Origin of the sequence: Burkholderia sp. F1 (genome assembly GCF_050813845.1) — a bacterium.
Lineage (GTDB): Bacteria > Pseudomonadota > Gammaproteobacteria > Burkholderiales > Burkholderiaceae > Burkholderia > Burkholderia ubonensis.
Map to the genome: position 1 here is coordinate 2,747,775 of NZ_CP172422.1, position 19,042 is coordinate 2,766,816.

Genomic DNA, 19,042 nt, shown 5'->3' on the forward strand with positions numbered 1-19,042 from the left:
GTGTGATGCTGTTTCATGTGGAAATGACCGTCAACCTGCCGGCCGACATCGACCCGGTGAAGGCCGCGACGCTGAAGGCCGAAGAGAAGGCCATGTGCCAGCGCCTGATGCACGAAGGCGTGTGGCGGCATCTGTGGCGGATCGCGGGCAAGTATGCGAACGTCAGCATCTTCGACGTCGAAAGCGTGCAGCAGCTGCATGACGTGTTGAGCCAGCTGCCGCTGTTTCCGTATATGAGCGTCGAGGTGCGGGCGCTTTGCCGGCATCCGTCGTCGATTCGGGAAGATGATCGATGAGTCATGCGCGGCCCATGCTGCCGGTTGTCCGGTGCATGGGCCGCGAAATGTCACGCCGCGGCATCGCCGTGCGCGACTATTCGATTGCCAGCAAGGTCCCTCCAAATTCGGCTCCGTTGCCGACCTGATCCAGCGTCCAGCGCCGTTGCGTGCGCAACTTCACCCATTGCGTGTGCTCGCCGCCCTTGAATGCGCTCCCTGTCGACACCTTGGCCTTGCCCGTCGAAAAATTCACGCTGAGCGTGCGCACGTCGCCCGAGTTGCGCATCACCGAGCTTTCGTCGTAGCCGATCAGCATGAAATTCCCGTCCTGCCACCGGAACGTATAGGTGGTCGATCCCATCTCCCAGCCTCCGAAGCTGGAAAAGCGGCTCAGCGTGACCCGCAGCGCACCCCGGCCGACGCTCACGCCGCCGTCTTGCAGCATGTCGTCCATGCACGGCGTATCGCGAGTCGGTATCAGCGTTTCGTTGCGCAGCGCCAGCGTGTATCGACCGTCCGGCTGCGCAAAGGCAACGACGAGGATGCGCGGATTCGCGTCGAACGGGCTCTCGCACATGCCGTCGTGCGATATCACGTTGGCGGGATCGTTGTCGCGCAGCACCAGCACGAGATCGTCGCGGCCGTCGCCGTTCAGGTCGCCCTTCACCTGATATTCGAGCTTCCAGCCTTTGGGCACGAAGTCTTCGGGCTTTTGGGCCGTTGTCACAAGACGCGGAGACGGTGTATCCGGAACGTTCTGCGCCATCACGTGTGCCGGCAATGCGATGGCCACCAGCCATACTGCCACTGTCAGCCATCTTGACGGCGGGACGACCTTGCTCGCGACCTGCTCGCGATGAATGCATCTTCTGATTGTCATGGATCGATTTGTTTTCGAGAATTCGGTCAATCGTATGTTAGAGGACAGTTCAAAACCCCAATGAGGAAAAGTAAGCGCGAACCTCCGAAAATTCCCGATGGTCGCGCTATTGCGCATCAATCTTGGGTACTACCCGAGACTTGTCTGCTGCGCTTCATCCATAGACAACTGTCGTCATGCGGTGGGCACGAAAAAAATTAAGGAAACATAGCGCCATTGACCCGAAAAATCGAAAGTCTATCCTCCTACTGAAGCCGGTTTGGAGACGCGCCACCAGTATGCTGGCAAGGCAGCGCCCAGCATCTTTAGCAGTTCCGGTATGGAGTTTTTAAACTGGCCTCTTACGCAACCTGGTGGCAGACACAGCATCGCGCTCCGAACTTCGAGGCATGTATACCCGGGGCTCTGGTCAGGCCGATATTGTTCATCGGGACATCTCATACCTCAGTGCCTCCCCAACCACGCGCAATTCGTTCGCGGACAATTCAAGCCGCAGAGGCTTGTCTGCGTCAAGCTTCTTCACTTCAACGACACGTTTCCAGCTTCCGTCACCGCCGGGACTGCGGTATAACGCGACGATCCCGACATACTTCGTATCGCGCCGCATCGGCTGCGACAGGCCGGCCGAAGCACCCGGATTCACTGTCGCCGACATATTCGACTCCAGATCCTGTGCGAGCACGGTCTTGTCGTTCTTCAGCAGGTCTTCGTATGAGGCGCCGTCGAACATCGTTCGATCCGTCAATTGGTAGACGCGAACGGCAACCGACGTCGCCCGGCCCGCGTCATCGGGATTCAGTGCGGCGCGTGCCGTGAAATCGACATTCAATACCTTCACCTGCTTGAAGAACACGGCGCGATAGGCGCTCGCCGAGGTATCCGAGACGGATTGCCACGCGCCGCAGGCAGACAGCAGCACGACAGCTGCGATGGTTGAAACAGCGAAACGGATGGTCATGAGAGTTTCCTGGTCAGGCATGTTGGGGCAGGTACGGATTCGTTCCGGGTGCGGGAAATGCCTGATAGATCCCAAGCGCGATATTGATCAGGCACGCTTCATCGGCAGGCAGCACGGTGGTCCAGCCGAGGCGTGGCGCCGGGCCGTCATGCGTCGGACCGATTGCCGGCGATGGCGCAAGTCGCGACGACACTTCCATCCGCAGATGCACATCTGCCTTGACGCCGACATAAAGCCGCATGAAGGCCATCAGCTCGCGATGCAGCGATGCGCCCGGCAGCAGTGCCTGAGCCTGTTGCGCATCGGCAGGCTGCAGCGTCATACGAACCGCGCGACCGCGATACGCCATTCGCTTGCCGAGCACGTAGCCGCCACCCAGCCCCCTGCCCTTGCCATTCTCTTGCGCCTCCGCAATGCGGCCGACCGACGTGAGCGGCTGCGGCCGCCCTGTCGATGTCACGACGGGCCAGAACTCGTCAACGCGAACACCCACGCGCGGAATCGCCAGCGCAACCACACCTGCCAGCCCTTCCGGCGTGCGAGTCCGCTGGATCAACAGCCCCAGCAGCGCCAGCATCCGCGAATCGGGTAAACCGGCTCGCTTCGGCTTGTCGCCCCAGCCGAACCCGACCAGCGACAGCAGGTTGCGCGAATGCGCGTCGCTGCCACCCGGCCGGAAGCTTTCCGGATAGCGGTACTTTTTCCATGCGCGGTACAGCAGCGTGACGAACCGATGATTGAACTGGTCGAGAAATGCCTCGACGACCTCGTGCCCCTCTTCACGCAGCGTGATCTCGTCAATCATGTGCGACGGTACCGCCGCGTCGACGCCATACAGCCCCATGAACGTCGTGCGCACAGTCGGTGGAGCGTCGGGGCGCTCGTCATCGAACTCGACCGACGCGACTTCGCCAGCCGGAAAGCCCATGCGCGGCCTCGGTCGGAAGCGCACCGGCTCATGCTCGACGGCATCTTGCATGCCGAAAACCGGCCGGTCCGACACGCTCAGTTCGAGCAGTCGGCACAGCTGCATGAAGCCCATGCGCGGCGCACGCGCCAGCAGCGACGCAACCAGCGGATCGAGATTGGGCAATTCGACCGATCTCATAGCGGGGCCCGCTGCGCCTTGCTGCGCGGCCATTCGATCCGGGCCTGCGTCGGCAGGCTGATGATCGCGAGGTTCGTGAACAGGTTGATATCGGCATACAGCGCGAAGAACCGGTGCAACAGCTCGCCGAACAGCATGACGTCGCCCTCGCCCGCGAACGCATGACTATCGAGCGTGACCTCGATCAGCACACCCCGCTCGACCGAGCCGCCCGACACCTCCTCAATCAGCTCCTGCGATACCCGGAGAATTCCTGCGAGACGCCGGCGATTCAGTTCGTCGTTCGTCCAATCGTAGAGTGCGAGTGCGCCGCGCAGCACCTCTGCATCCATCATCGACAGGAAGTTCGGCGCCAGGTGCGACAACACGCGCCACTGGAACCGGTCTTCCGTGGGCGGATACAGCGGCAACGTCGGCGACACGAGATTGCGCATGCCGGCGACGTTCTGCGTGCTCACTGCAATCTCATTGAGGCTTGCCTCCCGCAGTCCCTTGCGCGGCAGCATACCGTTCGTGCCCGTTACACGTAGCGACAGGCTTTCCTCGGGCAGCGTGTCCATGCTTTCCCACGCATGGCCGCCGAGAATCACCCACGTTTCGTGCAGCCCGGACACGCCCGGGCGCACACGCGTGTGGAAATAGCGCTCCGGCGCCTCGTGCCGCAGCATGCCACCGCGGTGTCTGAACGTCGCGAACGGAACGTATTCGTATCGCTCGGCTGTGTCGTGGTCGAACGTCGCGATCGCGTCGACCGAGTAGGTTTCGACGTGCCCGCCCTGATGGCCGGCCGGCACCACGCGATATTCGGTTTCGTGATGGTCGATCTCGATCGGTTCGGCATCGAGTTCGAACAGGTTGATCACGGGACTGCAAAACAGCCGCACGTTCTCCGCGCTGAAACGCTGGTCAGACGGCCACGCATGTTTCAGCACGATCTCCAATTCGAAACGAGTCGATTTTTCGGGCAGTTTCGCGATGTCCAGACCGCACAGATCGACGAACAGGAACTTCTCGCGGAACGTGAAGTACTCGAGCAATAGCTGATATCCGGAGAAAGCCGCATCGGCCTTTGGCCATAACCGTTCTTCGACCGAGAAGCCGGCGGGCTCTATCGTGATGCCAGCGAGCGGCAGTGCTTCGCCATCGCGGATTTCCGGAATGCGCCAGTGGATTGCATCGATCTGTCGTGTGAGCGCGAGGTGCATCGCGAACGCGGTCGGCAAATCCGCGCTCAGGTGCAGGCGCAGCCGCGACAGATCCGTTTCCGTGCGGAGCGCAGATCCTTCGACCGCGAAACCGATCCGGATCACCGAACGGCCGTCGTGGCGCACGGCCGGTCCGGCGTGCGTGATCACGACCGGCTGTAGCGCGACGGCTTGCGTGGTTCGATACAGGCACTGGACCGCTCGCGGTGTCGTGCCTTCTGCCCCCTCCGAGGATGGCACGTTGATCGGCGCCGAGCGTACTGGCACGCCGGCCGGCACTATTTCGGTTTTCTGCAATTTTTCCGCGGGCGGAATCAGCTCGACGATCGACAACGACGGAATCATTCGCAGATAGTGCGGCCACAGGAGGCTCACGAGCCCCTCGGTGAGCTCCGGCAACTCGTCGTCGAGCTTCTGACGAAGCCGGCCGGTCAGGAACGCGAAGCCTTCGAAGAGCCGCTCGACATAGGGATCGCGATCGCCGACGCGGTCGAGGTTGAGCAGGCGTGCACGGTCAGGGTGCGCTTTCGCGAATTCCTTGCCGGACTCGCGCAGGTAGCGCATTTCCGCTTCGTAGTAGCGCAGGATGGGATCGTTGTTGTCCATTGAATACCGTTACGAAAGAGTCAGCGCGCGTGCAGGATCGAGCACGGTCAGTTCCGCCTGCAATTCAACGATGCGGTGTGCGAGTGCCGGCTTGTCGGCATCCTTGCGATTGCTCGTCGCCTTCAACGCCCGGACCAGCTGCTGCTTGACCTCGAACACAAGCGCCGGCTCCCAGCGCATCAGCGGCAGCGATCGGGATGACGCGTCGAGTTCCGCAAGCAGTGCAAGAGCCGTATCAGGCAGGCCGGAATGATCGGCAAGGCGCGCCATCACGAGCCGTTGCAGGTAGCGATGGCGATCGGTCTTCATGCCCGGTAGCGCTTCAAGCCACGCAAAAGCAGCCTCGACACCTTCGCGCGCAGCCAGCTCGCGCGCCTGCGCCTCGATTTCCGGCCAGTCGCCGGCGGCATCGCCCTCGCTATCGGCCGACACCGGCAGAGGCGCAACGGCCTCGCCCGCTTCCAGGTCACGCACGACGGCATGCCGCGCGATCCATTCGAGCGTTGCGTCGTCGGCGAACGGCGTGCCGTCGTTGAACGCCAACCGCTCGATGCCCGGCAACCGTTCGAGGAACAGCGCGAAATCCGCCCGCAGCAGCTCGCGCCAAGTGCTGTATGGCACGCCGACGTGGTCGAGCGCGACGTGCTGGAAGTACTGCAGGTCGAGCCACAGGTGATTCACGCCCTCCATGAACGCGCCCTCGACGCGTTCGAGCAGCTCGTGCCACTGCTTTTGCAGCACGAGCCGCTTCATTTGCTGGCGCAACTCGCTGCGCGGCGGCACGAGACGTGTCCGGGCAGCGGCATCCGCCGGCGGAACCTCGTGCAGCGTGTCCCAGCGGACGCTTCGCACGAGTCGAACCGAGGGCAGATAGCCGTTTTCCCGATCGCGTAACCACACCGCCATCCTGCGCGCCTGATCCAGCAGGTCGCGCGTCGATGCGACTGCGTTCGACGACGCGTCAGACGTCGCAGTAGACGACGTCACCGGCTCCGGGGCCGTGTTCCGTGCGGGTTCATCGTTGCGCGCGAACCGGGAAACGAGTGGCTGGAGGTTCGGGCGCGCGGCTTCAGGCCAGGTGTCCGTGCCAGCCGACAACGCGTCGAGCGCGACGAGTGCCCGCTCGAGATCGGCCGGCGCGAACGCGCCGTGGCTATCGAGCAGATCGAGCACGCGCGTCGTCGCCAGCATCTCGAGCGCGCCCCTCTTCGCCTCGGTGCGCGCGGGCAGCACAGCCTCGCCGAATCGCTCGACGAGCGCGGCCGCCAATTCGAGTGCGTCCGCAAAACCGGCGGGCCCATCCTGCCTCAGCCGGCCGAATGCGTAGTAGCCGGCCAGTCGCAGGTCCTTTCCGGTTTCCTTGATCAGCTGCTCGCAGGATCGGACGATCAGCCCGTCATCAATGCCGGAAAGCTTTTGCGTTTCATCCCGCAGTTCGAAGAACGCGTCCTCGTAGCCGGGGTCGCGACCGACGCCGGCGTCGCCCGCGAGTGGTTGCAGCCACGCATCCCACGCGTCGAGCCGCGCTTTTCCGAGGGAATCATCGCGATTCCCGCCGACGAGCGTTTTGACAAAATTTGCAAGCGTCATGGGTGACCTCAATAAACTAATGCGTCGCCCAACAGCCGCAACGCGTGTCCGAACGGCGTGGACAATGGCTCTGCCGACGCGGAAGTCGTCATCAATGATGATGTTGCACGCGGCTGTGTGTTCTTCGGTGACGTGGCATCCATGACAGCACCGCGCGCGGTTGGTTGAGCGATTTCCTTGGCTGCCGCAGCCGACGGCAGGTTGCCCGATACCGCCAATCCGCCGGGAAGGCCCGGCGGTAACGGCACCGCAGCATGTTGCGCCGCTGCGATCGCCGACGGCGGCAGCGGCGGCGGATTGATAGCGGAGAGATTGGGACCACCCGCTGCCGCCCCCGTCGCGAATACCCGCTTCGGCAGTGAAAAATTGCGCAACTGGAGCACGTCGAGAGGCCCGGCCCCCGCTTCGCTGCGCAGTTGAACCTTGAGCGGAATCCCCTGACTCGTGTCCGGCGTCCAGGTCAGCAGATAGCGCGCGTTATCCTGCTGCGACACCTTCGCACGCTCCAGCAGCCGGATCAGGCCGAACCGGCCCTGTGAATCGAGCGCGGTACGCAAGCCACCTTGCTCGGTCTGCCATTCGATATGCGACAGGTTTTCGAGCGACTGGCCCGGCCACTCGAACGGCACCCACTCCTGCTTCTGGTTGAAATAGTGCAGTTCGCGTCCGGACAGCACGAACTTCATATCGGTGACGCCCGGTGTCTGCACGGCCTGCAACTCGTAACGCACGCGCGCGTCGCCGGCCGGGAACAGCACGGTTGCGATGCGCGTGAGCTTGTTCAAACCGGTCAGGAACGCCGGATCGATCGTCAGCGCGCCTTGGTTGGCACCCTGCGCGACGACCCAGCGGTCCCCTTGCCGTTCGACGATGCCGGCGAGCTGGGTTGTCACGAATTGCGTGATCACGCCATTGTCCGGCCGCATGAAGCGCGCCATTTCGGGCAGCGATGCGTCATTGTCGGAGTCCGCAAACGGATACCGGCCGCCGAACGTCTTGTTCCAGTCGGCCGCGATTGCAGTGCTCCAGATTTCGTTCAGACTCGATGCGGCCGGTCGCGCGACAACCTGCCAGGCCTGATCGAACGGTGCGCGAAACAGCTCGCCGAAACCCGACCATTGCTCGCCGAGGCTCGCGGCCAGGCGGCTCGCATAGTCACGGCTGTCGGCAATGTCGGATGTCTTGCCCTGCAGCACCGACTGTGCGGCCAGCCGCGCCATCGCATCCGGATCGGCATTGGAGACGATCTGCGACGCCTTGAGACGCATGGCCGTGACCCGCTCAAGATAGCGTGCGAGACCGAGGTCGCCTGTCGCCGCCAACTGTGCTGCGGCCTTGCCGGTGGCGGGCGTGCCGGAAGCCTGGTCGCTGCCGGTCAATCGGAGGATCGGGCCGAAAGCGCCCGCCAGTGGCGCAAGCTGCGGCTGAGCCTGCTTCGACGGATCCTTCTCGTCGGCGCCGATGAACTGTTGCGCCTTGCTGATCAGGGTGTCCGACAAAGATTGCGCCGTCGCTCCCGCTCCGGCCTGGTAGACGATCGCGTTCATCAGCGCGACAAGCGGCGAGCGTTGCGCGTCGCCCAGCAGCGTCAACTGATCGGCCGTGGCCGACAGCGTCGGCGCCTGTTGCCAGCGCAGGCTATTGAGGAACTGCGCCCAGGCTCGCGCGTAATCGTCGAAGTAGCGCTGGCGGAGTTCGGTCTTTAGCGTCGACGGAGCCTGATTGCCGGTTTTCGCGTCCGAGAGCACCCAATCGCCTGCCGTGTTGTGCGGCCCGCTCGCGTCGTCGATCGCCTTCGAGATCCGCTCATCCCACGCCGCGCGTGTGAACACGCCGGGAACGGTCGCCGTCGTATTGAACAGACCTCGACTGGTCGTATCGCCTAGCAGCGTGGCGAGCGACACTGGCGGATACTTCGGCGTCGCGTCGTCGAGGATGTGTTGGTAAACCGCGTCGGTCGAGTTCTGGATGCCACGCACGCCGATGACCGTCTGGCGCGTTGAAGCGACGAGTCCGAGATCCGGAGTAATTGCGGGCAACTTGCCTTGGCCCAGGTGATTTGCGAAGAATGCGATCGTGTGCTGGCGGAGGTCTTCCCAAGCGCCCGGCGACAATGGCGAGTTGGTCGGACGAGCGGGCGCGGCCGTCGCCACGAGCTCCGGCGTCAGGAAGGCGGCCACGGCGCGCTCGGGTTTCGCGAGCATCATGTAGGTCTTTAGCGCATCGTAGGCGGCCTGTTCCTGCGTATTACCGCCGCTGGCGATCTCGGCGTCCGACAATGACGCGAGTTGATGCAGACGTTGTTCGAGCTTCTCGCGGATTGGCGTAACGAGGATGCGGTTCGCGGCCAGGGTGTAGCTCGGCCATAGCGCGTCGAGCAGCGCGTCGTCCCGGTTCAGGCCGAAACGCGACGTCAACGGTGCGCCGTCGCGCCGATGGACTTCCAGCGTATCGATCTGCCGGTCGAGGCCGTCGAGGGCTTGCATGGCTTGCGTGCGGTTCTGCACGGCGGACAGTGTTGCGACCGTGTCAGCCGCGCTTTCGATCGTTCCCCGGTTCACGAATCCGGACAGCATCGTGCCGGCCATCCAGCAGCCGATCAGGGCGGTGGTTGCCCAGGCGGCCGCGGTCGACAGTGAGAAGCCAACGCGGCGACCGTCAACCTTGCGACTGTGCTCGGCGACGGTTTGCCAGATCGTTCGATGTTGAGGAGCGAGAGGCGGTTCGTCGTCGCTCGTCTCGCTGGACGACGGAGGCACCAGCTCCCGCTCCTTGAACAACGGGGCAAACAGGAGGCCGTGGACTGCGTGCCGCCAGACGCGGGATTGGGTGGTTTGCAGCACGAGATCCGAAAGCGCACCTCGGAGATTCGCAATGTGCTGCGACAGTTCAGCGGGATAGCGGTCATGCGCATTGTTGGCGAGGCGCACGACGCCTGCTTCGGCAAGATTTCCGGAAAGCGCTTGCAGCGACTTATCGATGTCGTCTGCGTTCACCTGCACGTTCGACCAGGTGAAACCGGTGGCTTCGTCCGCATCCGATGATTCGCCACCGAAATCCGTCACATTGAGCAGATAGGCGGGCGCGGCCCAGCGCAGCACGCTCGCATGACGCGCGAGCCTTTGCGCAAGACCGTCAGAATCAAACGATGGCTTGCCCGAGCTACGATTGCGCGTCAGCGCCACGATCGCGTCGACCGGGCAACGGCGGCGCAGACGTCGGATCTGATCGAGCCATTCCGTATCGAGTGTGCTGCTCGTTTGCTTCGCATACAGGAGAACTGCGTCGCCAGTAATCGCGTATCCAGTGTCGGCGATGCCCGGCGCCAGACGTTTGACGAACGGTTCGTCCCCGGCGATCAGAACCCATCGCTCACGATAGCGCCACCGCCAGCCATGGCGATCGCGCAGGGCGTTGCGCAGCGCCCGAGCGTGGCCGACTTGTCCTGCCGCTTCGTCCGAATTGACCGCGACGCCTTTGCTGGCGTCGTAGCTGGCAAACCAACGCGACGCTCTCAACGAGGCAATCAGCAAGAACACCGCCTCGAAGTGTTTGATCAACAGCATCACCACCAGCAGAGCCGATAGCAAGGACAGTTCGATGATGATCCGCGTGTCGCGGGACCACCCGTACCGAGGCCCTTCCATCCACACCGCGATACCCAGTGCGAGGAAGACAATGAAGGCCGCGATGCCAATGAAGAGGCCTGCCGGTTTTGTCTTGTTATCGTTCATGTCTGTTTTCTGCACATCAGGGCGACCAGTTCTTCATCTTCACCGCACAACACCAATTGCGGATCGCCCGTCGTCCGCGCACCTTCTGCAGCCAGGGCGACCGCTAACCACGGCCCGGCGCCCGCACAGTCGCCCACTGACGTTTCGAGCGCGATCCAGCGCATCTCGTCGGTAAACGAAGCGGCTTGCCGTACTGCACTCACTCTGTCACTGCTCAAGCCATGCGCCCACACCGTGCGCAGACGGTCGCGCGAGGATTGTCCCCAACGGACAGCAAGCTCGAGCGTCCGGGCGGCAGCATCAAGCGTGCCGTTGGCAGGACGATGCAGCCGTAGCCCGACGGGCATGACCGCTGATGTATGACGCGGATGCCCAACGAGCAGGGCGACACCCGCCTCTGCAACGCCATCAGACAGGACGGCACTGATTGCATCGCGAAGCTCAACGGCGACCAGCAGGTGAGCCGTATTGACGTCTCGATTGTCAAGCCACGCGTCCGTCCGGAAGAGCGGAACCGTGTGCTCACCCGGCACGACGTCCACCTTCAACGCTGGCACTCGTTCAGCGAGCACTTCCCGTAGCCGGGTCTCGACAGCCTCGGATTTCAGCCTGGACCGATGACGAAGCTCGATCTGAAGCTTCGTTCGCAGTGGAAGAGTATTGAGTTGCGGCAGGAGACGGTCGATCAAGCGTTTGAGCAGCCACGTGCACACGGCATGATGGCGGGCATGTTCGGCCAGTTCGTTACCCGGATAAAAATGCATCTCGGGGATGTCGAGCCAACGTGCATTGACTTCACTATCCGCGACTGCGCCGCTCGGCCGCAGTTTCGCCAGTTCAGTTCCTGTCAGTATTCCTTCAAGCGAGTTTTCCGAATCGTTCGCAGCGAAGCACCAGGCATGGCCCAAAATCGCCAGCGGTCTGCCCGCCATTGCATGACACGCCTGCTCTGCCTCGTCGCTGACGCGATTAGTCGCAATCGCCTGATTTCGACGCGCATAGCCATACCCGAGCCAGGAGCACAGCAGAAATGTCCATGCCATGAACGGGTAACCTGCGGCACAGAGCCAGAACCACAGGGTGTTCGTCGGGCGGCCCGTTGGCCACAGCGTGATCGCCAGACCCGCCCCTGCGCCCATTACGAGTACCAGCAGAACCGTCCAGACGATCATCGGGACCTGAGGCGGAGGCGGCACCTCTACCCGCGGCGGCACGCGATTGAAATCGACAGGCATCGCTTAACGAACCTGCGCTCCGCTGGACGAGGAAATGAGGACTGCCCCACACTGCGTGTGATCGCCGTCGCGAGAGAGTGGCGTGGTGCCATCCTTCATTCTGTCGCTGCCTTCGATGATCTCGTTGTCTCCGTGGATCGGACACGAGACCTTGTCGCCGACGCGGGCGGCCCGACGACCCTTTACCTTGATGCGATCCGAGCCGGTCAAGATCTTGCCGCCGTGGCTCGTTGCGTCGCCTTCATATGCGAGATTTTTCATTGCTTGCCTACGTTAAAGGGGTTTGTTGCACCAAGTTTCTACGAAGCGCCTTTAATGGACCTTCGTCGTCACTTGAACGCAGAAAGGTTTAGCTCAAGAGCCGACAATCAATACTCGAATAATTAATCAGGTTAATCATCGAGATCCATCTCTGTTTACTGCGCCAGTATTTCATAACATCCGAAGCTGTTCTGTATCGAAATTTAGACTCTCTGCCTTCGACATAGCCCTCGACCCCGGTCATTGAGTCGTCTTTGGAAACGCGCTTGTTTTCAACTAACATGCCATTTTCATCAAAATGATAGGCGCACACCTGATAAAGCCGTCCACGAGCACCATCGCCACGATTGTTTATATCCCATGCGACAATGGAAAACACATTAACATGGCCACACAGAAGCATAAAAAAATATCGACTCGACTGTCGGTGCGCCTCACTCAATCGAGTATCGTGAAAATTCGGCTTTTTCACATCCGTCTTTTGATGGTCGATAGAAATCAAGAACCAACGGATATTATGTGACGCCGTTTCCAATAGAAATTCTCGAATTTTTTACCAGCGCAGATGCATCGAACACGTTTTTCTTTACATTTGCCACTGGGCAATTGGCGACACGCTCAGCCCCATATCCGCTGAGCGTGAAAACGAAAAACATCGCGCTCGCCACCAACAACTTTGATATAAACATTCTACGCCACCTCATTGGGAAGCCCAAGAATTGGGCCACATTGTTGTATGCAATCAAGCGCCCTGGATACCCAAATTTCGCCGCCGCTTACCACCTTCGAAACCGCACGGACACTTCCATAATCCACGACTCCGTTGACACTTTTAGTAACGACCCAAAAAATAGAAGCCGATTCGATCCCATGCTCCAAATTGCCAAGAACAAGACCCGGATTTTCTACGAAATCTGCTTGCGTTGACTGATATTATGAGCATAGATGCCACCTAGTCCTCACACCCGATTATGCAACAACGCCACAGAACATCGTACACCTTAAGCAAATATTGCCCAATAAACTAAGACTCGGCGATTCAATTACCTGTGCAACACGCATTCACATCTTCACAACGAATCCATCGCTCGATAATATTTCCGTTCTTCTGACGATACCTTGACACCACAAACCCCTTCGATAAGCTAGATTCATTCACCAATACTGAATCACCTTGCACAAGGTAGGCTCTAGAAACTGACGATTTCTCGGGCATTGCATATAAATATGCTTTCTTTGAAATCACTGCATGTCCGACCCAGGCACCCGACTCAGCCGGCGCTACGTGGATAGATGTGCCATTCCAGTCGCTAGTCAGGATCCTATTCAGCTTGGCGGCGTTTTCGGTGTCTCCATCCATCTGTAATTGGACAAGTAGTTTCGAATAAGCACTTCTGTTACCTGTACTTGGTGGATCGCACGTAAGCAGATTGCCAAATGTGGTACCTTCCGCCAGATATGCTAGGATTGGTGGCTGTGAAGTTTGGTATCCGCTTTTGTGTTTCGATGAATAAGCGGCATAGATGTCGGCTGCATTAGGTGGATTATCGAAGATCGGCTCAATGTTGACGGACCACTGGTGAGGCGGGCGCCACTCTCCACCACAGACTGCATCTTGCGCCACATGCACAACGCAACCATCCTTCATACGTACGAAGGCACACAGATACTCGGAATGCACCGACACACCGCTGGAATCAGCGAGATCTCCTTCAGCAGAAAAATTCACGATCGAGTACTGTTTGTCCGGAGACAGACTGTTCGTGCCGGGGTCGTAAAATCTCAATCCCTCATCGAAAGGTGTAAACATCGTGCCATCTGGCCGCTTAAAGCGAAGCGATCGGTAGGCGTTGTGTCCGCGATTGGTATACTCTAAAACGCTTGATTCACCCGACACACTTACCTGGGCCTGAACGCAGGCAGACAGTACTGCCAAGAGCAAAAATATGGATCTACGAATCATTTTCAGTCCTACAGCATCCCGCGAAGTTGGTTGTAACGTTCTATAGCAGAGTTCATATGGCGTGATGGGCCATAGATCTGAATAAGTTCGGCTTCATACCGCGATCTGTTGTCACCCCATTGCGTCGGGTCTGTGCCCAATCCCGTGTGCCGTTCCCGAAGTGTATTAATCGATGTTCCAATATCCATAGAGACATTACCGGGTGCGTTGACGTCTTGATCAAGAACAAGTGCGCGACCTAACCGGGATGGAAATAAGTCACGTGCGGAATTACTATAGCCACTCGGCTTCTTAGCGATGGCAATGTGCAAACGGCCAATGAAATCCACAACCTGCTTTTTCTGATACTCCTCATTGATCATCGCGTGCGCAATGGAAGCCAGTGGTTTCGACTCCTTTGGGAATCCACCGTCTGCTTCTTGAAACCCCTTCTTGATGAAATCATAGAGTTCCTGCCCAGTGATTTTCCTGTTTCCGGTATCACTGGATGAATAGTAAATCCTTGCGCCTTCTTCCTGTTCAACGGACCATCCGCATCGGCCAAAAATTTCCTCAAACAGACTAGGATTTTCGTTCCGAAACTCCCAGATCTGTTGTGGGAGTTCTCCGTAGCCTTCTGGTGTCACGGTCTTCTGCATGGCACCGGCACTGAATGTCTGCCAATCCCAAGCCTGCACAGCATCCATATTGCCTTCGTTGGACGACATGGCGATCACGATTGCCTTTTCGTCCTCAGTAGCCTTGGACTTAGCAATGAGATCGTCCCATCCTGTGAACTTGTCCAATTTCTTGGTACCCGCAAAAACCGGGCCATAGTATGTCTGAGGCGGATAGTGACGTCGATGTCTTAACCAACGATAGCGGTTAAATACCTTGCCAAGACAACATCCGCAGGCGCAAGTATCGCTCTTGAAAAAATTCCCCCCTAACGCAATCGGATGGATATGAAAAACCTCCGGCCCTGGGAATCCCGGCACACCAGCCTTCACCTCGTCCCACCACGCCAGCTTCTCGATCCGCTTCCGCTCTTCCCCATGCTGTGGGTTTGGCTCCGTTTTCCTTTCCAGTTCGACGATCAACTGATTCCATTTCGACGGATTCGCCCACTCGCTTTCGTGCTTCACAATCAGGCGTGAGGCAGCCTGCATGAGCCAGGGATAGCCTCCTCGCTCAGTCTGCGACAACGTGCATAATTCAACAACCGCCTGCGTGCCATCACCTGCCGTGAACAGGGTGTCATACACCTTGAGCATCAATGGGCTGAGATTCGAACGCGAAGCGAGGTTGGCAACATCTGCGCCTCTCGCGTAATCAACCCACTTCGGGGTTGTCGCAAAGATCGTATGGGCCGGATCATGGTCATCCGCCAGGCACTCGAAGTCGATCCACTTCTGCGCGAATTCCCGCGTCACCCGCCCCCCAGCGAAGTTGAAGTCGCACACCCAGCCGTCGATCGGTTGACCTTGTGCATTTACACCGTCAACGTGCCACCAGCTCACCGGGTAACCCGGATCGGGATTCGGACGCGGCTGGGGGATCCGCCGATTCGGGTCACGCGCCAGTTCGGCGAGCGAATACACCTGAACGGCGTCCGTCTTTCTCGACTGTGGGTCAGTGCCCGGAACGAACTCATTATTCTGGGTGCGTTGATACAGCACCGTGCCCGGCGCGACCCGCAGCATCGTCGGCTCGGATGGCAAGCCCAGTGCCGCCCAGTCCTCCTTGTGCGGACCGTGTTGACCGACCCATTCGCGCCCCTGCTCGATAAACGACTCGATGCCGTCGTCGCAAAACACCTCGATGTGCGCCATCCGGGTTCCGGACGTGCGTTGGTCCAGCGAGTCGTAGCGGCCGAGGTGGCCGATCAGGTCGCCGGACTTGATCGGGATTCCGCCTCCATTTCCTTGCGAGTCGCTCGGGGAGAGCGTCTGGTCTGTCGTTACGATTACCCGGTCGAACATCGAGCCAGGAATGACCTCCTCGACCATCGGCCCGCCGTTTTCATGACCCAGATAAACCCAGCGGCCGACGTCAAGGGACGGATCTACGTAGCCGCCGGCTTCGGGCGGGTACAGCGAAGCTCCAAGCAGGTCCGTAACCTCGCCCCATTCCTGTCCGCGTACTTTTTCCTTCTTGCCGATTCTGACGCTCACGCCCTGCGGCAGAATGCCAACGGGTGTGCCATTGGGAGTCTTGCGGACCCGCAGCCCCTGCTGCGACGGATCGGGGACCTGCCCGTTGCGACCCGTTGAGGGCTTATCCTGCGCATGCTCCGTTACCCGCCATTGCCGAGACCAGTACGACGGCTTGTTCCGCTGCGGGAAGTTCGCGTAGTCCTCCCAAGACATCAGGTGCATGTATAGGCTGTAGAACGTCAACTTCGTATCTCGCGGGAACTCCATCGTGTGCCGCACCAGCGCGAAGCCCGTGCTATACGGTGCCTGAACCGGTGATCCGCCATCGGTCGCAGCGATCTCGCTAAGCGGGTATGTCTTGTTGGCGCGAAACGCAATCACCACACCGTCGGCGATGCAGCGCAGTCCAGCTTCGAGATCCAGCGACTGCCCCGCGCCGGCTTCCGTGACATGGACCCCGCCGTGCCACATTCCCTTGCGGCTGACGAGATATGAGCCCGCAAGCTCGCGTTTGGCCAGCAGCCGGTAAATCTCGTGCTCGTCAGTGAACTGTGCGGAGGCCTCGGACTGGTCCCGCTCCTTTCGAAGGAACGGGAACGCGAAAGGCAGTTGCTTCAGCTTGGCCAGGGCCGGCACAGGCGGCGCTTGCGGCGAAGAAGGTTGGCTTGTCATGGTTGAGCCTTATTCCGAGAATCCGAAGTTCGCTACGTCCTTCACGTCGTTGAGCGGCGCCTTGGACCATGTCGGAAATTTGAAGTTGCCGCCGTCCGGATCGTCGACTTTCAGGTTGCCCTTGAGCTCGATTTCTCCGGCGGGACTGCCAAGAATGATCTTGCCGCCCGAGAGCTTGATGTAGGCGCCGGCCCCGTCGCCGATCGTGACGCCTTTTCGCCCCGTGATAATTACTTCGCCATCCGAAGAACTTGCCTTCATGTCCTGCATCGACATGAGTTCCATCGTGTCGGACTGCGCCTGGACCTGGACCTTACCTTTCGCGGCGAAAATCCGGATCCCGAACCTCGCCGCAAAAAACGAAATCGCCTCGCCGGCCGCGACCGCGATGCGCTTCATGACACCGACGTCGAGTCCGTCGCCAGTCGTGATGAACATTTGTCTGCGTGCGGCGATTTGCATCTGCTCGCCACTGGCGAGCCCGACGCCATCAGGCGCTGTCGCGACGATAACGGGCTTCTGGAGCCGCTTGAGCTTTTGCTGGATCAGCGCGCGCTGTTGATCGATGTCAGCCTGTAGCGCGTTCGCAGCATTCGCCGAGTCATTGAGCGCACGCAGGATCTGTTCAGCCTGCTCGAGCGTCATGTCGGCATCCTGCATGGCGAGTTGCTGGCCCGCAGCGCCTGGCTGTCCCTCGGCGGTGACCAGCACCCCCTTTGCTCCCCGAACAGCCGCAGGCCCATCGGTGCGCAATTCCGCGCCGTGCCCGCGCTCCTGGCGATCGCCGTTGACCATGTGACCGAGATTCAGCTCACTGGCCTGAAACGGGCTCGTCAGGTGAATGTGCTCCATACCCTCCCTGTCCTCCATCCGCAGCTCGTTCTGACCCGCGGTGCGGATGAGATTCCGAGTGTGATTGAGGTTGTTGACCAGGTCGGGATGCAAACTGTCGTGCATGGCCCCGATAATCACGGGCCGGTTCGGGTCGCCCGCCGTGTGAACGATAGCCACCTCGGCACCATCAATCAGCGGGAAGTGGTGGCCATAGTTGTCGCCACTGTACGGTTTCGCGAACCGCACTGGTCGGCTCGTGCCGCCAGGACTCCACTCGTCAAGGTCGAACGGCAGCTTGATCACATACCAGCCCTGTTCGGTCAGGTACGCATACTTGTAATCGCTAGGGGAAGTGATCCGCGCCGGCAAAATTCCGTCGATCGCCGGGCGCCGAATCAACGCCGTCGGGGTGCGCCATACCCGATCTGACGGAATTCCCTCGAACGACACCCAGTACGATTCATTACGCCCTCCGTGCGATTCGACAGACGTAATGAAAATCCCATGTTTCGCGTCGGCCGGCTTCGGATCGACCCGCATCACCTCGCCGGCTTCAAGCCAAAAAGGATTGCCAGTTCCTTTGAACGTAATCTGTCTGGCCAGATACGCCTCGTGCCTGAGACGAGCAACGCGTTTGCCTTCCTCCGGCGTCCCGTAGTGCTCACCCCATCTGTAATCGACAGCGTTGGTCGTCTTGTCGTCGCGGGCAGCGTTTTCCTCGACCAGCAGCGAAACACCAGCCTGCCGGTGGTTATAGTCATGCAGCCGCACCGACTCCGGCACACGCTGCGTTTCCCGCCCGAGTGTCTTGATCGCATCTGCCCCGGCACTCTCGAGCCCAGAATCGCGGCGATGCGGAACCGTGCGCCGCTTGCGCGCATACGCATCCAGATCGTCGCCGAACACGACCACCGCGCGATCCTTCTTCTGCTCCCAGCGGAACCAGATCCCCTCTTCCGCGCAGATGCGCTGGATGAAGGCAAACGTCGTCTCGTGATACTGCGTCACGTACTCGCGCCGCTTGTACTGGCCACGTAACTGGAACACGAAGTCGACGCCCGCACGGTATTCGTAATGCCGCAGCGTATCGGTAACGATCTCCTCGACCGACTGTTTCTGGAACAGCCGGCTGGTCACGCCGCGATTGAGGTCCGCCAGCGTCGGCTCCAACACGACCCGATAGCGCGTCTCGTCAGCCGACGTTTCGAACTCGTCGAACTTCGTGATGATCCCGTGAACCGTATACGCAGGTGGCTTCTTGCTGAACTGCTTGGCATTCTCTCCAAACATCTTGCGCAGGTAGTCCATGCTCGGATCGATCGGATCGACGATGAACTTGGCCGGCCGCCCAAGCACCTGATCCATCGGAATGCCAGCCACCGGGCTCGTGAATTCAATCTCGTACCTGTACAGCTGGCTGACCTGGTCGAGCCCAGTGAATTTCAGGATCGAGAACGGCGCCGGGTGCGGCACGAGCTTCAATTCATAAGCCTGCGAGGGCAATATCATCGCCATGGATTCCTCTCGGGTGCGCGAACGCAATGCCACCGCCGGTGGCGACCATCATCGCCCCGGCGGTTCAT

The 19,042-nt window shown here is 60.2% G+C and carries 13 protein-coding genes; 1 reads left to right on the forward strand and 12 read right to left on the reverse strand.

All coding sequences use genetic code 11. From position 1 onward, the window contains the following. Positions 1-5 precede the first annotated feature (5 nt). On the forward strand, positions 6-296 hold the full coding sequence (gene catC / locus ACFIMZ_RS30820) for a muconolactone Delta-isomerase (protein ID WP_431823225.1): 291 nt from the start codon (positions 6-8) through the stop codon (positions 294-296). Positions 297-372: 76 nt separating this feature from the next. Here catC and ACFIMZ_RS30825 read toward each other — a convergent pair whose 3' ends face one another. The 12 genes from ACFIMZ_RS30825 to ACFIMZ_RS30880 all read right to left on the reverse strand — a co-directional run bounded on the left by ACFIMZ_RS30825 (position 373) and on the right by ACFIMZ_RS30880 (position 18,974). Then, on the reverse strand, positions 373-1,188 hold the full coding sequence (locus ACFIMZ_RS30825) for a hypothetical protein (RefSeq protein WP_431823226.1): 816 nt from the start codon (positions 1,186-1,188) through the stop codon (positions 373-375). Between the two features lie 394 nt (positions 1,189-1,582). After that, complete coding sequence (gene tssJ / locus ACFIMZ_RS30830; RefSeq protein WP_431823227.1) at positions 1,583-2,116, reverse strand: type VI secretion system lipoprotein TssJ; 534 nt, start codon at positions 2,114-2,116, stop codon at positions 1,583-1,585. A gap of 13 nt (positions 2,117-2,129) precedes the next feature. Next, positions 2,130-3,257, reverse strand: a complete 1,128-nt coding sequence (tssG, locus tag ACFIMZ_RS30835) for a type VI secretion system baseplate subunit TssG (RefSeq protein WP_431823228.1) — start codon at positions 3,255-3,257, stop codon at positions 2,130-2,132. Further along, positions 3,221-5,035 carry a type VI secretion system baseplate subunit TssF gene (gene tssF, locus ACFIMZ_RS30840; protein ID WP_431823229.1) on the reverse strand — a complete coding sequence of 605 codons (1,815 nt, stop codon included), beginning with the start codon at positions 5,033-5,035 and terminating at the stop codon, positions 3,221-3,223. The genes tssG and tssF overlap by 37 nt, the downstream gene beginning before the upstream one ends. 9 nt (positions 5,036-5,044) lie before the next feature. Further along, positions 5,045-6,625 carry a type VI secretion system protein TssA gene (gene tssA / locus ACFIMZ_RS30845; protein ID WP_431823230.1) on the reverse strand — a complete coding sequence of 527 codons (1,581 nt, stop codon included), beginning with the start codon at positions 6,623-6,625 and terminating at the stop codon, positions 5,045-5,047. A gap of 8 nt (positions 6,626-6,633) precedes the next feature. After that, positions 6,634-10,359, reverse strand: coding sequence for an ImcF-related family protein (locus ACFIMZ_RS30850; RefSeq protein WP_431823231.1), 3,726 nt, complete (start codon positions 10,357-10,359; stop codon positions 6,634-6,636). Beyond that, entirely contained in the window at positions 10,356-11,594 is a 1,239-nt protein-coding gene (locus ACFIMZ_RS30855; RefSeq protein WP_431823232.1) for a hypothetical protein, read from the reverse strand. Before ACFIMZ_RS30855 ends, ACFIMZ_RS30850 begins: the two co-directional genes overlap by 4 nt. 3 nt (positions 11,595-11,597) lie before the next feature. Further along, the gene (locus tag ACFIMZ_RS30860) at positions 11,598-11,855 is read right to left on the reverse strand and encodes a PAAR domain-containing protein (RefSeq protein ID WP_431823233.1); all 258 of its coding nucleotides are present in this window, start codon (positions 11,853-11,855) and stop codon (positions 11,598-11,600) included. A gap of 88 nt (positions 11,856-11,943) precedes the next feature. After that, positions 11,944-12,327: a hypothetical protein gene (locus tag ACFIMZ_RS30865; RefSeq protein ID WP_431823234.1), complete on the reverse strand. Its 384-nt coding sequence runs from the start codon at positions 12,325-12,327 to the stop codon at positions 11,944-11,946. Between the two features lie 567 nt (positions 12,328-12,894). Then, positions 12,895-13,818: a hypothetical protein gene (locus tag ACFIMZ_RS30870; protein ID WP_431823235.1), complete on the reverse strand. Its 924-nt coding sequence runs from the start codon at positions 13,816-13,818 to the stop codon at positions 12,895-12,897. A gap of 8 nt (positions 13,819-13,826) precedes the next feature. Next, entirely contained in the window at positions 13,827-16,625 is a 2,799-nt protein-coding gene (locus ACFIMZ_RS30875; RefSeq protein WP_431823236.1) for a hypothetical protein, read from the reverse strand. A 9-nt stretch (positions 16,626-16,634) separates the two neighbouring features. Then, positions 16,635-18,974: a type VI secretion system Vgr family protein gene (locus ACFIMZ_RS30880; RefSeq protein WP_431823237.1), complete on the reverse strand. Its 2,340-nt coding sequence runs from the start codon at positions 18,972-18,974 to the stop codon at positions 16,635-16,637. Positions 18,975-19,042: the final 68 nt, after the last annotated feature.